Below are 13,874 nucleotides of genomic sequence, written 5' to 3'. Positions count from 1 at the left end.
AAATGCATAAAGCCATAAAATTAGGAGGAAATGATTGTGACAGAAAACAATAACGATGACAAAACTGTCATTGAATCAGCAAAGAAAAGTCCCCCACTTAAGCTCGGTGTAGTATTTTGGGGCGCTGCTTTTATCATATTAGTCGTTGCAATTATCGCAATGATTATACCATCACAAGTACAAAATGCTTCTGAAGGTGTGTACGCATTTATTTCAGATAAGTTTAGCTGGTTCTTCTTACTTGTTGTATTTGGCTTCGGAGTATTCTTACTATTCCTAGCCATTTCACCGTACGGAAGAATTAAACTCGGAGACGATGATTCTGAACCAGAATTCTCATTCTGGTCATGGATTGGGATGCTATTCTCAAGTGGTCTTGGTGTCGGTCTCGTATTCTACGGGGTTGCTGAACCAATGGAACACTTTGTAAAATCACCATTCTTAGGTGGTCCAATTGAAAACGCAGAAGCAGCACGTATAGCAATGGGATACACATATTTCCACTGGGGTATTTCACAGTGGTCAATCTTTGGTGTCGCAGGACTTGCAATTGGATATTTCCAATATAGAAAGAAACGTGACGGACTCGTTTCAACAGCACTAGAACCTTTATTTGGTTTTAATTACAACACAAAAGCACGTAAAGGGATAGATATCTTAGCTATAATTGCAACAGTTACAGGTATGGCAACATCTGTTGGACTTGGTATTTTACAAATGGACGGTGGGTTAAATATTGCCTACGGTGTTCCAAGTGGACCAACAACGCAGCTAATATTGACTATCTTAATGACTGTATTATTTATTATTTCAACTTCTACAGGATTAAAAAAAGGAATGAAGTTCCTAAGTACAACGAATATGTTACTTGCTATGTTCTTAACAGTGTTCGTAATGTTCTTTGGGCCATTCACATTCATTATGGAGTCTATCGTAGTCGGAATCGGAGATTACTTTTCTAACTTCGTTGGATACTCTTTACGCTTACAACCATACTCAGGTCAACGTTGGGTGCAAGACTGGACAGTCTTCTATTGGGCTTGGGTAATTGCATGGAGTCCATTTATCGGTTCATTCGTCGCACGTGTATCACGTGGAAGAACAATCCGCGAATATGTTATGGGTATCTTAATTGTACCCCCAATTCTCTCATTCTTATGGGTAGGTGCTCTGGGTGGTTCAGCAGTTTACTCTGATTTGTTTAACAATACAAATATTGGCGAAATTGTACTAAACGACCAAACGAGAGCATTGTTCGCATTACTCGATACAATGCCGTTTGAGCTATTAACCTCAGCGATTGCAATCTTACTCATTTTCCTATTCTTAGTAACATCTGCCGACTCTGCAACGTTCATTGTCTCAGGTATGAGTATCGGTGACACTGAAAACCCACCAATTAAACTTAAAGTTATTTGGGGTGTTATATTAGGGGTGCTTACAATCGCATTAATTCTTGCTGGTGGACTGAAAAGCTTACAAGCAGCCAGTTTACTCGCCGGACTTCCGTTCGCAATCATATTGATACTCATGATCTTCAGCGTAACTAGGAGTATTAGACGTGAACCAAACCGAGCACTTGTTAGACGTCGTCACTCACACAACGCAAAAGAAGAACATAAACAATTTTAATTCAGACTAGTAAACGAAAATATCTTAGTATATCATCTATACTAAGATATTTTTTTGTGGAGGCCGCTATGAAAATTGGCATAGATGCAGGTGGAACACTGACAAAGATGGTCGTGATTGATAATGACGATAATTACTCATTTTCAGTACGACCTACAAGCGAAGTGAATTTGCTTATTGAAGAATTAAACGAGATGGAGGACATAGATGTTTACCTCACTGGTGGACAGAGTGTGTTTATCTCAGAAAATATTAGACATGAATCACACTTATCAATTGAATTTGATGCAACGTTTGTTGGTCTAAAAAAATTAATGGAACGTGCAGGAGTTAAACTCGATAAGTTCGTTTATTTAAACGTGGGTACTGGGACAAGTTTCCACCAAGCGGACCATGAAAAACAAGTGCGTGTCGGTGGTACTGGTGTAGGTGGTGGTACGCTCATGGGACTGTCCTACCTATTAACTGGTATCGAAATGTTTGAAGATATTGTTGAAGAATCAAAAAAAGGGTCCCGTGACACGCTCGACTTAAAAGTAAAACATATATTCAAGGGCGGTCCGAGCCCTCTTCCAGGAGAACTTACAGCAAGTAACTTTGCGCACGTTCAGCACGGTCACTTTGAGACAGCGACGAATGCAGACAAAATTGCATCTGTTATCGGACTTGTTGCAGAAACAGTGACGTCATTCGGTGTGACACTAGCAAATGGTTTTGGCACACAAGACATGGTCTTTTTAGGATCAACCCTCAACAACAATGATGTTATGCGCGACGTGATTTACAGCTACGGTCCCATGAAAGGCATCAAACCTTATATCATCGAAAACGGTGAATTCAGTGGCGCGCTCGGCTCTGTTCTCGTTTTTACAGAATAATGTGCCTTGTCCCATTCAAACGCTCGATACGGATATCCGTATCAAATGCATGACTCAAAATCGACGAATCAATATTTTCTGGTGCACTCTTAGCCAAGAGTGCGCCTTGTTTTATGACCATAATTTCATCAGCATATTTTAAAGATAAAGACAGTTGGTGTACACTTACTAATATAATTTTATTTTTAAGTGTGCTCAAATATTCAAACACGTGTTTTTGAAATGCAATGTCTAAATTCTGATCGATTTCATCAAGTAAGATTATCGGCTTATCTTCTAAAATAATTTGTGCGAGTTGTGCTCGCTTAAACTCCCCACCAGACAATGTTTCTATTCTTTTATTACGTATGTCTGTGAGACGAAATACCACTAATACTTCCTTAGAATCCTTACCTGTCGTCAGCTCTACAAAATCTTTCACAGATAGATTAGAACGCGGCATCTCTTGAGGGAGGTACGAGTAGAGATGATGAGTGAATCGCTTATTCTCATACCTTACGTCTCTGTGCGTTTTGGTATTTTCATCATAAAAACCAGTAATACCCGTCATAAATGTACTCTTACCACTCCCATTTTGCCCAATCAACATTGTGAGTCCTGGGGCAATTTTTGTACTGACGCTTAGATGAAAGTCCCCTTGAGCTATATTTAATTTATGAATGTTTAGCATACCATCACCTAAAAAAGAGACCGAGGATATCCTCAGTCTACTCTACTTCCATTCAAATATGTTTCAACACGTGTCTCAGCTTTTAACGAATTAATTGCCGAGCAATATTTGTCATGTGACAACTCAACCGCTCGCTTCACGACTTTCGCCGGAACTGTTCCATTTACATGTACTTTTACTACGACATCCTTATAGAATTTAGGTGCATCATCGTTTCTAGTTCCGACGACTTCAAGTTCTAATTCTTTCACATCATCCATATTGTGGCGCATGATCACACAAATATCGATCCCCATACATCCTGCAACACCATGAAGCAACATTTCCATTGGAGAAGATGCACTAGCGTCCCCGCCCGCCTCTTTATTCGCATCCATATTTACACTGAAACCTGTATTTTGTCCTTCAGACTCAAACTTAATATTACCCATCCATTTTGTTTTTACACTAATTGTCATAATAACTCCTCCTATTTTTCTCTAGTATACAGAATTACATCTAAATGAAGAATAAAACGCTCATTCGCCATCTTGATTTTCCATATCCTTTAATGAGGGACGGTGTTTTTGATAAGAAAATATAAATAACACAAAAAATAAAACCAGAGCACCCATAATTAAAAAGATAGCTATAAAACTAAAAGGACGATCATTTGTAAATGTGCTAGTTATAGAAAAGATAATACCAGCTGTAAAAAATGCGCCTACAAATGCGTAAGCAATAATATGCCAACTCTTCATTTTCACTCACCTAATATATTTGATAATTCTACTATATCACGACTTAATACTACTTTAAGATAAAAACGTGACAATCTATGCACGAGTTTTCGACATATATGTGAAAAATAACACAATATAATTGAAACACACTATATGTTGTGTTAGATTAATTATTAAATACTATATATTGTGTTAGGTGAAGCGAATGAAAACTTTTGGAGAAGTAAATAGTCAAATGATATACGATCAAAAATTAGGAGAATTACTGAATCGAGACGAAGACATTGTAAACGAAAATGCAAATAAAGACTCACGTGTTTTTAACACAATGAGAGATTTAACAGCAGGAGTCTCTTCTAAACAATACGCACTCGATCATATGTTACCCACACACGTAAAAGAGGCTCATTTAAATGGGGATATTCACTTCCATGATTTAGATTATCATCCCTTCTTACCGATGACGAACTGTTGCTTAATTGATATTCCAAATATGTTAAAAAACGGTTTTAAAATTGGTAATGCAGAAGTGAGTACCCCAAAATCCATTCAAACTGCAGCTGCACAAATTGCGCAAATCATTGCAAACGTTGCTTCTAGTCAGTATGGGGGAGCATCTATTGATAGAATCGATGAGGTTTTAGAGGAATATGCAGAATTAAACTTTAAAAAGCATCTAGACGATGCTAAGCATTGGATGGATAAAAAAAATTGGCTTTCATACGCTACTGAAAAGACGAATAAAGATATCTATGATGCGATGCAGAGCTTAGAATACGAAGTGAACACTCTATTCACATCAAACGGACAAACACCATTTGTTACGTTCGGCTTCGGTCTTGGTACTAGTGATTTTGCAAGAGAGATACAAAAATCAATTCTAAAAATTCGCATCGAAGGAATTGGAGAAAACAAACAAACAGCAATTTTCCCGAAACTTGTGTATAGCATTAAAAAAGGCACTAATTTTTATCCAAAAGATAAAAATTATGACATCAAAAAACTCGCTTTAGAATGTTCATCAAAACGAATGTATCCTGATATTCTAAATTACGATAAATTAGTAGAGATTGTTGGAGACTTTAAAGTACCAATGGGGTGTCGCTCGTTCTTATCTTACTATGTAGAAGGCGATATGAACATTAATTCCGGACGCAACAACCTTGGCGTGACAACGATTAATATTCCACGTATTGCTTTAGAGTCTAACGGTGAGATGGAAAAATTCTTTGAAATACTTGATAAGCGTTTAGACATCATTCGAGACGCAAATCTCTACAGAATCGAACGAATCAGTCAAGCAACTCCAGAGAATGCACCAATTTTATATGAGCATGGAGCACTTGGAAAAAAACTACGGAAAGATGAAAGCATCATGCAGTTATTCTTAAATGAACGCGCAACAATTTCGGTCGGCTACATCGGATTGTATGAAGCTGCAACGGTATTCTTCGGGCCGAATTGGGAAACAAATGAAGACGCAAAGGACTTCACTCTTGATATCCTGAAATTCTTAAAGTCTCATGGCGATGCTTGGAGCAAAGAATATGGGATTAGATTTAGTATCTATGCCACGCCTAGTGAGTCACTGACTGACCGCTTCGCTGCAATGGATTTAAAAAAGTTTGGAGAGATAAGAGACATCACAGATAAAGGATATTATACAAATAGTTTCCACTATGATGTACGTAAAAGACCAACACCCTTTGAAAAATTGGATTTCGAATCTCTATACCCATTTTATTCACCAGGCGGATTCATTCACTATGCAGAATATCCAATCATGACTCACAACATTAAAGCTTTAGAACAAGTTTGGGATTATAGTTACGACAAAGTTGCGTATCTTGGTACAAATACACCAATTGATCAGTGCTTCGAATGTGATTTTGAAGGAGAATTCTTAACGACAGATGAAGGGTTTAAATGCCCATCCTGCGGTAATGACAACCCTGACACAATAGACGTTGTTAAACGTACATGTGGTTATCTTGGAAACCCTGCTAAACGTCCAATGGCAAATGGCCGTCATAAAGAAATAAAAGCCCGTGAAAAACATATTTAAGGAATGATTTAAATGATTAAGCAAAATCTATCAGAAGGCAGAATTGCATCATATCAGCCTTACTCTTTTGTAGATGGTGAGGGTGTACGGGCAAGCGTGTATTTCTCAGGTTGCTTATTTAATTGCAAAGGGTGCTACAACAAAGCAGCACAGAATTTTTCATACGGTGATATTTTAACCAGCGAAAGGATTCAAGCAATTTTAGATGACATAGATGTAGCATATTGTAACGGCATTTCACTTCTTGGCGGAGATCCATTCTTTAATATTGAAACAGCAATGGGAATCATAAAACCATTTCGTGAAAGATTTGGAAACAAAAAATCCATTTGGGTATGGAGTGGATTTACTTATGAAGCTCTGCTTAATCATGATAACTCTCTAGAAATGTTAACTAAGATCGATGTACTTGTAGACGGAAAATTTATACAAGAAAAATTTGTGCCAAATCTGGCGTTTCGTGGAAGCACAAATCAGCGCATTATTGATGTAAGAAGCTCGAACGCGACACATATTGAAGTATTAGAATATGATTATCGTGCATAAAATAGACTCTCTGAGCATATCAGTTCAGAGAGTCTTGTCATTATTTTTTAATCCACTGAGTCATATAAATTAAATCTGTATATCCTTCTTCTAACTTCACTTGATTTGTTAAAGTCGCTTCTTTTTCAAATCCAAATCGCTCATATAAACGAATCGCACCCGTGTTATTTGAGAACACAGTAAGCATCACCTTTTCAATAAACTCATTACTTTTTGCGAACTCTAACGCATTTTCAATGAGCCGAGAGCCTATTCCCATACCTGCATATTCTTGTTGAACACTGATACCAAACTGTGCAATGTGTTCAAATTTCTTTCTTAAATCTTGCTTCATATTGATGATTCCAACAATCTTCCCATCGACTACAGCGACTCGCTTATAGTCATTTGGTCCGACGTTTTCTATTGTCTCTTCTTGCTCATTAATGGAAATGTAGTGATTCTCTATTAAAGTTGCGAGAGTATCTGGATTCTCTTTAGTCACAATCAATTTATGTTCGATTAATTGCTCTGCATCACTGAGTACAGATTCTCTTATTTCAAAGTCCATTTATTTCACCTCAAATTAACATTAGTTTCATCTTAACATTTACACATGAAACGTACACTTACTTTGTTTTCATTAGACTTTAATTCTAAACTTTTGCACAATAGATAAAAAGGAAGTGATCACATGACAAAACACATTTCTAAGGAAAACTACTTTTACAGTATGTCAAAAGATAACGAACCGAAGCTCTCAATCAATATTGGGGACACTGTAGAAATTGAAACACATGACTGTTTCACTGGACAAATCATCGATGAGGATATTAAGAATTTCAATGGTCTTGATTGGGAAGCCATTAATCCTGCTACTGGCCCGATTTATGTTGATGGTATAAAAAAAGGTGATGTCTTAAAAGTTACAATTAATAATATTGACGTTAGTGACTCTGGTGTGATGATTACAGGACCTAATATGGGGGTTATGGGTAAACATTTAAAACAAACGACAGTGCGCTTATTTGATGTGAATAAAGATAAAAATACGGTAGACTTTAAAGGTTTAGAAGTGCCGATGAACAAAATGATTGGTGTGATTGGTGTTGCACCTGAAAGTGATGCTATGAACAATGGCACACCAGATACACATGGTGGGAATATGGACTCGGTGAAAGTAACTGAAGGTGCAATACTCTACCTTCCAGTATTTGTTGACGGTGCATTATTTGGACTTGGTGATTTGCATGCTGCTATGGGAGATGGTGAAGTTAGTGTTTCTGGACTAGAAGTGAGCGGTTCTGTAAATGTCACAATTGAAAAAGCAGAAAACGTATGCACACACCATCCATTCCTGATCGATGCTGACGGAGCGTATATGTTTGTGTCAGACAAAGACTTAAATCATGCCGTCAATCAGTCAGTCATTGAAATGATTCATTTATTAGAAGATAAAGTTCCGATGACAAAAGAAGAACTGACGATGCTTATGAGTTTAATCGGTCAAACGGAAATTAATCAAGTCGTTGATCCTAAAAAAACAGCGCGCTTTAAAGTACCCATGTACTTCTTAGAAAAATATAATATACAGTTTAATTAAAATAACGCCTCTTCTTTAAAGAGGCGTTTACATTTACATAATAAACATTAATAGATACACAAATGCGACAGAGAATACAACAACAAAGAATAGTGGTACACGCATAATGCCTAATAAAGCAGCAAATATTGCACCAAGTACACCATGCGTTGGTGTTTCTACTGCTGTTAAGACTCCTGGAAAGATTAGCACCCCGAGTGCAGCAATTGGCACATAATTTAAAAAAGTGATGACTGTGTCAGGTAATTCAAATTTACCGACAAAGAATACAGGTAAAATTCTCGGCAGTAAGTTCACAACCGTAAGAATTAATATTAACTTTAAAATACTCATGAAACTGATCTCCAATTTTTATCTTTTAAATCTAAAAATAATCCAATCCATGCAGCCCCAAGCATAGCTAAAACAATTGCGATACCAGAAGCAAGTCCGATTTCTTTAAATAAGAAGTGCATTCCCATACCCAATCCAGCAACGACTAGATTTTTGTAGTCTCGAACTGAAGGCATTAAGAGTGCAATAAAGAGCGCATATAACGCGATTCCACTAGCCACGACTAACGTATCGCTCATCACTTCCCCAGTTAAATAACCGACAACAGTAAAAACAATCCAGAACACATAAGAAATAAATAATGTAACGAAATAATCAATAAAAGTTTTTCGTTCTTCCGGATATCTACTCGTAACAGCAAACGATTCGTCTGTTACAAACATGGATATTAAAAATCGCTTAAAGAAATCCAAATGCTTTAAATCATAATTTATTTTAAAGCTCATGATGAACATTCGTGAATTTAAGATAAATACTGCAATAATAATCGCAATATAGCTACTGTTATTCAACATTTGAAGTGTTAAAAACTGACCAGCACCTGCAAAATTCAGTGCACTCATTAGACCTGCAGACAGCAAGTCGAGGAGCGGTTTTGCTGTAATTCCAAATGCCATCGCTACCGGTAAATAACCGAGGCCAATCGTGATTCCATCGGCCAGCGATTGCGTATAAACTTTACTCAAAAAATCTCTCTCCTTGTGCTAAAATTAATAATAACATTGTATCATAAATATTCTGAATATTATTGAAACGGAGAGATAGTTTTATGAAGGCGATTGCGATAGATTTAGATGGGACTGCGCTCACCCATGGCGGCGTGTTTTCATCCCATCTAAACGATGTTTTAAATAAACTTCATGACAGAGGACTGAAAATTATTATCGCTACCGGGCGGTCTATGAAATCACTCGGCACAAAGATTCCTGATACCCTTAAAGTTGATGGTTACGTTGCTGCGAGCGGTGTGCGTGTACAAACACCTGAAGCAATTTTAGAGAGCCATGTTTTTAGCGAGGATACCGCGCATTATATCTTAAACTTAGCTCGAAAACACAAGATGTACTATGAAATTAACACTGAAACGGATGGTCCGTTTACTTTTAAACAAGATCGTGAGTATATTTTAAAAGATTTACTTAGTGATCCAGGAGAAAGCGTATATGGCTATGAATTGATTGGTATTGAGCGTACGCTGAAAAGTAAGAAGCAGTGGGTCGAACACGTCGATATGGCGAAAACGATCAAATTTTACTTTTTTAGTATGGATGCCGAAAAAATCTCAAATTTTTATAATGTGCTAGATAAAAATAAAGACGAGAAATATGCGCTATATCAGACTGCGCCACATAACTCGGAGACGATGGTCAGCGGTGTCGATAAAGGTACGGGACTTGAGACGTTGCTGGATCATTTGGGAATCTCATTTGATGATTTACATGTGTTTGGAGACAGCATGAATGACACACCGATGTTTTTACGTGCCGGTAAGAAAACGGCAATGAAGAATGCAACGGATGAGTTAAAGTCAATTGCGGATGATGTCACACAGTTTTCATGTGACGATGACGGACTTGCGAAGTATTTGGAAAATCATTACCTTAAATAGTAATAGAAGCGGTATCTTAGATAAAATAAGGCAAACCTAAACAGGTTTGCCTTATTTTTTAACCAAGATCTTATTTAATTCCTAACAACCAGACGTGCCCTTCCATCGATTCCATCTGATCTATTTCGTGCCCACCGTCTGTAAGTTTTATTTCTGCTTTCGCGCCTCGAGCTTCTAATAACTGTTTAAGCTTAAATGCTTCGCCTGCTGTCGTCAACGTGTCTCGTGCACCAGCAGTCAACAGCACATTTAATTGACTCAAGTCTACATTACTTACCTGCTCACTGAAATATCCAGGATGCATCAGCATCGCTCCTAAGTATTTTGTCTTATGATTTAAAAGCATATGTGCTGCGATATTAGCTCCGTTTGAATACCCAATAATCACAACTCGTGTCAAATCAAATCCAAATTCTTGGCTATCTGCAACAATCTGGTTAAATAATTTTTCACTTTCACGCTTCAAACTGTCTTCATTGAACGTTCTAAGATTTAAGCGCTCAAAGAACCTCGTTTGTTCTCCTTCCAAGACTTCTCCACGATAACCAAGCACGTTGGCATTCTGATCAACCGTTGCCGCTATGTGCAGTAAATCCGTTTCACGTCCACCAGTTCCATGCAAGAGGATAAGCGTTATATCACTTTTTCCATTACCTTTAATAAAAATTCGTTTCACAATCCTCACTCCACTCTTAACCCTAGTATAAATCAATACTCATGTGTTTAGTATGATTTTACCTTGAGTATCCAAACCAACAAATTCACGCTTTGATGCTATACTTGTTTTAATAAAAGGAGTGGTAAAAATGGTCGCAAAAGGCATACACCATGTTTCTGCAATCACAAGAAACATTCAACATAACTATTATTTTATGACACAAATTTTAGGTCTTAGGCTTGTTAAGAAGACGGTTAACCAAGACGATACAAGCATGTATCACCTATTCTATGCGGATTATAAAGGTTCGCCAGGAACAGATATGACATTTTTTGAAATTAAAGGAACAGATAAACACACACCCGGCACGAATGCGATCTCAAAAACAATTTTCCGGGTAAAATCGAATGAAGCGTTAAATTACTGGTTGGATAGATTCGATGAATTTAAAGTAGAACATGGAGAAATTATCGAGTACTACAGGAAACCTGCACTCGAATTTTACGACGATGAAGCACAGCGCATGATGCTAATCGTGGATCCAATAGAAGAAGATGTGGCACCATTCGGAAATAATGGAGAAATAGCTGATGAGTATCGCATCACCAGTCTGCACGGTGTTGAGGTTACTGTCCAATATGCACAACCATTTGTTGATTTCATGCAACTTCTTGGTGGTAAACATAACAGCAAATTAGACGTAGTTCAGTTTGGAAACGATTGTGTTTATGTAAACGAAATTCGACAAAACTTCGTTGAGAAACAAGGATACGGAAGTGTCCACCACTTTGCGATGCAAGTCGAAGACGAAGCTGCACTGCAACAAATACTCGAACTTGTTAAAGAAGAACGTTATCCAAATTCTGGTATTGTCGACAGATATTATTTCAAGGCACTTTATGTAGCAGCACCGAATCATATCACTGTAGAAATTGCAACGAATGGACCTGGTTTCACGAGTGACGAAGATTTAGAATCCTTAGGTGAAAAACTCGCACTACCACCATTCTTAGAAGAGGACCGAGTATTCATCGAACTTTACTTAAAACCAGTAAAGCAATTTCAATAAGAAAAAACACGCGATACGTTTAAAATCGCGTGCTTTTTTGTATTACAACTAATGTCAAGTTCTCTTAGAATTTAATCACTGTACCACTTCGTGTGATTCTCTTCTTAAGGCTTTATTAAAATTCCTTTTCCACACTTTAACTTGAAATGTAGGAATGTCTATGCGTTCAAACACTCTTATACGTTCATAACCTCGTCCTCAACGCTTCGTTTTTATATAGCACAAAAAAATTCTCCAAAACCACAAAGCTCTGGAGAATACGTGAATTACATTTCAGGTAAAATTATTTCTTTAATTTCATCAAATTCGTTGTAATGAACCTCACCATCGAGCTCAATGCCACCTTCTTGGTCATTGATTTCAGATGAAAACTCAACATCTGTAATAAGGTTGTTCTTTTCATCTACAGTAAATTCAATCTCTGTGTGATGATTCGTCGTGTCCACCGTACCAAAGCTCACTTGTAAATAGCGCTCAAGTCGATTGTACACAAATCCGTCGTTACCTTCGTAAACATACTTCACTTCACCATCGTCTGTAACGCGTTCTAATTCGTTATAGATATCACTGAAGTATTGAACTGCCTGATCATATGTTACGTGGAACAATGCATTTAATTCAACGGAGTCCGAGATATCCACCCACTCTTCACTGTTATTAAACACGGTCTTACCATCCACTGAAACCATGCGAAGTGTATCAAATGTTTTTAACTCGAACGCAGGCTTATCGCCATTAATGTAGTTGACATCTAATTCTAAAGACTCTTCCTCGCTATTGTCCAGATTCGCTGTCATATCCATTTGAGCACGATAAGACTCAATTAACTTACTTTGTTCTTTAATTGCTGTAAGCGCTTTGTCTTCTTTTGAATTTTCCTCTACGTTGTTTTTATTAGCATCGTCTTCTTCAGCTGATTTATTCGTCACCGCATTGTCTTGTGTCTTATCTTCTTGACTAGTGTCTTCTTTAACTGTCTCTTTTGTATCTTTTTGAGAACATGCCACTAAAATAGAAAGTGTCAACATGGATACAAAAAGCAATCTAATTACGTTCATGCTAATGCTCCTTAATTCTGTCTTATACTATACTGATAGTAGCACGAATTGACTTTAACTGATAGTAATATGCTGAGTGTCTTCTGGACCATAATTGTTATCGTTCGGCGTTTCATACTTCGCTTCATACGCATCACGGCCGTTAAAATAATATGAAATATATGAACCGATCATGTAGTACCCAATGAAGATGTACATGATCATGAATACGACACCCACAACACCCATCGATATCGCTACTCCAACCGGGAATACTAATGAATCTGGTGAACCCAGACTTAAGCCAGAAATACCGATCACAATAATAGCGACGAAGTGCAGGATAACTGGAATCGCAATTAGGATAAAGTTACTCAATAATAATTTGATTAAATCTTTCATTGATTTGAACGCGATTGTTAACCCTTTTGCGAGCTTGCTGCCAAGAGATGTCTGTGGCTGATCGATATGGTTTAACATGATCATTGAAATGGCAATTTGCGCGAGTAAATAAACTGCCATTTGTATGAACGCTAGTCCAAATTGGATGACTATTAATACACCCATTGCTCCGACACCCAGTGCTTCAGCTGCGTCTGGGTTAAACATTGCGCTTCCTACACCAAAGAGTGAGGCGATGGCAAATCCAGTGCCATATATAACACCGTATATAACACCAGAGAGTACGAAGAACATAATATTTAGTAAGATAATAATCCCTACAGACTTCCAGAAATTCCCTTTTTTAAATAAAAGAAGGCCATCTGTAAATCTAAAATCTGCATTGTTATATCCATACATGTAATAAGCGTAAATACTATATTGGAGTGGCATCAAAACTAAGACCATCATAACGAATAAGGCTAGCCCACCAAAAACAAGCGTCATAACACCTAGACCAATATAGTCGCCAAATATGAGTCCTATACCTCCACCAAACGTCACTAAAGTCACTAGAGCCGTTATAATTAGTGCGAGTATCATCATTGCTGCTCCGTAAAAGAAAATCTTTAAGTGTTGACCTCTCGCATTTCTAAAGTAATCTTTATGAAAAAAGAACATAATTTACCTCC

Annotated in this window: 16 protein-coding genes; 7 read left to right on the top strand and 9 right to left on the bottom strand. The window is 37.4% G+C overall.

Going from position 1 to position 13,874, the window contains the following annotated elements:
• Positions 1-36: 36 nt before the first annotated feature.
• Together H9D55_RS01460 and coaW are read left to right on the top strand one after the other, a co-directional pair.
• The gene (locus H9D55_RS01460) at positions 37-1,632 is read left to right on the top strand and encodes a BCCT family transporter (RefSeq protein WP_235963074.1); all 1,596 of its coding nucleotides are present in this window, start codon (positions 37-39) and stop codon (positions 1,630-1,632) included.
• A 68-nt stretch (positions 1,633-1,700) separates the two neighbouring features.
• The gene (gene coaW / locus H9D55_RS01455) at positions 1,701-2,510 is read left to right on the top strand and encodes a type II pantothenate kinase (RefSeq protein ID WP_186076212.1); all 810 of its coding nucleotides are present in this window, start codon (positions 1,701-1,703) and stop codon (positions 2,508-2,510) included.
• Here the strand turns inward: coaW and H9D55_RS01450 are convergent.
• From H9D55_RS01450 to H9D55_RS01440, 3 genes are read right to left on the bottom strand one after another with little or no spacing between them, the layout of a single operon-like run.
• The gene (locus tag H9D55_RS01450) at positions 2,500-3,180 is read right to left on the bottom strand and encodes an ATP-binding cassette domain-containing protein (protein WP_186076210.1); all 681 of its coding nucleotides are present in this window, start codon (positions 3,178-3,180) and stop codon (positions 2,500-2,502) included. The two genes, coaW and H9D55_RS01450, sit on opposite strands and share 11 nt — an antisense overlap.
• A gap of 32 nt (positions 3,181-3,212) precedes the next feature.
• A complete protein-coding gene (locus H9D55_RS01445) occupies positions 3,213-3,638 on the bottom strand; it encodes an OsmC family protein (protein ID WP_235963073.1) in 426 nt (141 codons plus the stop codon).
• A 60-nt stretch (positions 3,639-3,698) separates the two neighbouring features.
• Positions 3,699-3,920 carry a hypothetical protein gene (locus tag H9D55_RS01440; RefSeq protein ID WP_186076208.1) on the bottom strand — a complete coding sequence of 74 codons (222 nt, stop codon included), beginning with the start codon at positions 3,918-3,920 and terminating at the stop codon, positions 3,699-3,701.
• A 187-nt stretch (positions 3,921-4,107) separates the two neighbouring features.
• Between H9D55_RS01440 and nrdD the strand changes: the two genes are divergently transcribed.
• Positions 4,108-5,967 carry an anaerobic ribonucleoside-triphosphate reductase gene (nrdD, locus tag H9D55_RS01435; protein ID WP_186076206.1) on the top strand — a complete coding sequence of 620 codons (1,860 nt, stop codon included), beginning with the start codon at positions 4,108-4,110 and terminating at the stop codon, positions 5,965-5,967.
• Positions 5,968-5,979: 12 nt separating this feature from the next.
• Positions 5,980-6,513 (top strand): anaerobic ribonucleoside-triphosphate reductase activating protein, encoded by a 534-nt coding sequence (gene nrdG / locus H9D55_RS01430; RefSeq protein WP_186076204.1) that lies wholly within the window; start codon positions 5,980-5,982, stop codon positions 6,511-6,513.
• Positions 6,514-6,553: 40 nt separating this feature from the next.
• Here nrdG and H9D55_RS01425 read toward each other — a convergent pair whose 3' ends face one another.
• Entirely contained in the window at positions 6,554-7,063 is a 510-nt protein-coding gene (locus H9D55_RS01425) for a GNAT family N-acetyltransferase (RefSeq protein ID WP_186076202.1), read from the bottom strand.
• 123 nt (positions 7,064-7,186) lie between these two features.
• On the opposite strand from H9D55_RS01425, the gene H9D55_RS01420 reads away from it, so the two are divergent.
• Complete coding sequence (locus tag H9D55_RS01420; protein WP_186076200.1) at positions 7,187-8,095, top strand: acetamidase/formamidase family protein; 909 nt, start codon at positions 7,187-7,189, stop codon at positions 8,093-8,095.
• Between the two features lie 33 nt (positions 8,096-8,128).
• On the opposite strand, the gene H9D55_RS01415 is transcribed toward H9D55_RS01420, so the two are convergent.
• Both H9D55_RS01415 and H9D55_RS01410 read right to left on the bottom strand, forming a co-directional pair.
• Entirely contained in the window at positions 8,129-8,428 is a 300-nt protein-coding gene (locus H9D55_RS01415; protein WP_186076198.1) for an AzlD domain-containing protein, read from the bottom strand.
• Positions 8,425-9,114, bottom strand: a complete 690-nt coding sequence (locus H9D55_RS01410; protein ID WP_186076196.1) for an AzlC family ABC transporter permease — start codon at positions 9,112-9,114, stop codon at positions 8,425-8,427. Before H9D55_RS01410 ends, H9D55_RS01415 begins: the two co-directional genes overlap by 4 nt.
• Positions 9,115-9,197: 83 nt before the next feature.
• Here H9D55_RS01410 and H9D55_RS01405 point away from each other — a divergent pair, with 83 nt between their 5' ends.
• Positions 9,198-10,037: a Cof-type HAD-IIB family hydrolase gene (locus tag H9D55_RS01405; RefSeq protein ID WP_186076194.1), complete on the top strand. Its 840-nt coding sequence runs from the start codon at positions 9,198-9,200 to the stop codon at positions 10,035-10,037.
• Positions 10,038-10,107: 70 nt separating this feature from the next.
• Here the strand turns inward: H9D55_RS01405 and H9D55_RS01400 are convergent, their stop codons facing one another.
• The gene (locus tag H9D55_RS01400) at positions 10,108-10,713 is read right to left on the bottom strand and encodes an alpha/beta hydrolase (RefSeq protein WP_186076192.1); all 606 of its coding nucleotides are present in this window, start codon (positions 10,711-10,713) and stop codon (positions 10,108-10,110) included.
• 130 nt (positions 10,714-10,843) lie between these two features.
• Between H9D55_RS01400 and H9D55_RS01395 the strand changes: the two genes are divergently transcribed.
• Positions 10,844-11,764 carry a VOC family protein gene (locus H9D55_RS01395; protein ID WP_186076190.1) on the top strand — a complete coding sequence of 307 codons (921 nt, stop codon included), beginning with the start codon at positions 10,844-10,846 and terminating at the stop codon, positions 11,762-11,764.
• 266 nt (positions 11,765-12,030) lie between these two features.
• Here H9D55_RS01395 and H9D55_RS01390 read toward each other — a convergent pair whose 3' ends face one another.
• Positions 12,031-12,822, bottom strand: coding sequence for a hypothetical protein (locus H9D55_RS01390; protein ID WP_186076188.1), 792 nt, complete (start codon positions 12,820-12,822; stop codon positions 12,031-12,033).
• A gap of 54 nt (positions 12,823-12,876) precedes the next feature.
• Positions 12,877-13,863 carry a hypothetical protein gene (locus tag H9D55_RS01385; RefSeq protein WP_186076186.1) on the bottom strand — a complete coding sequence of 329 codons (987 nt, stop codon included), beginning with the start codon at positions 13,861-13,863 and terminating at the stop codon, positions 12,877-12,879.
• Positions 13,864-13,874: the final 11 nt, after the last annotated feature.

This window comes from Phocicoccus pinnipedialis, assembly GCF_903994035.1.
GTDB classification, from domain to species: Bacteria; Bacillota; Bacilli; order Staphylococcales; family Salinicoccaceae; genus Phocicoccus; species Phocicoccus pinnipedialis.
The sequence above is the reverse complement of the archived record's forward strand: the minus strand, read 5'-3'. Positions and strand labels throughout refer to the sequence as shown.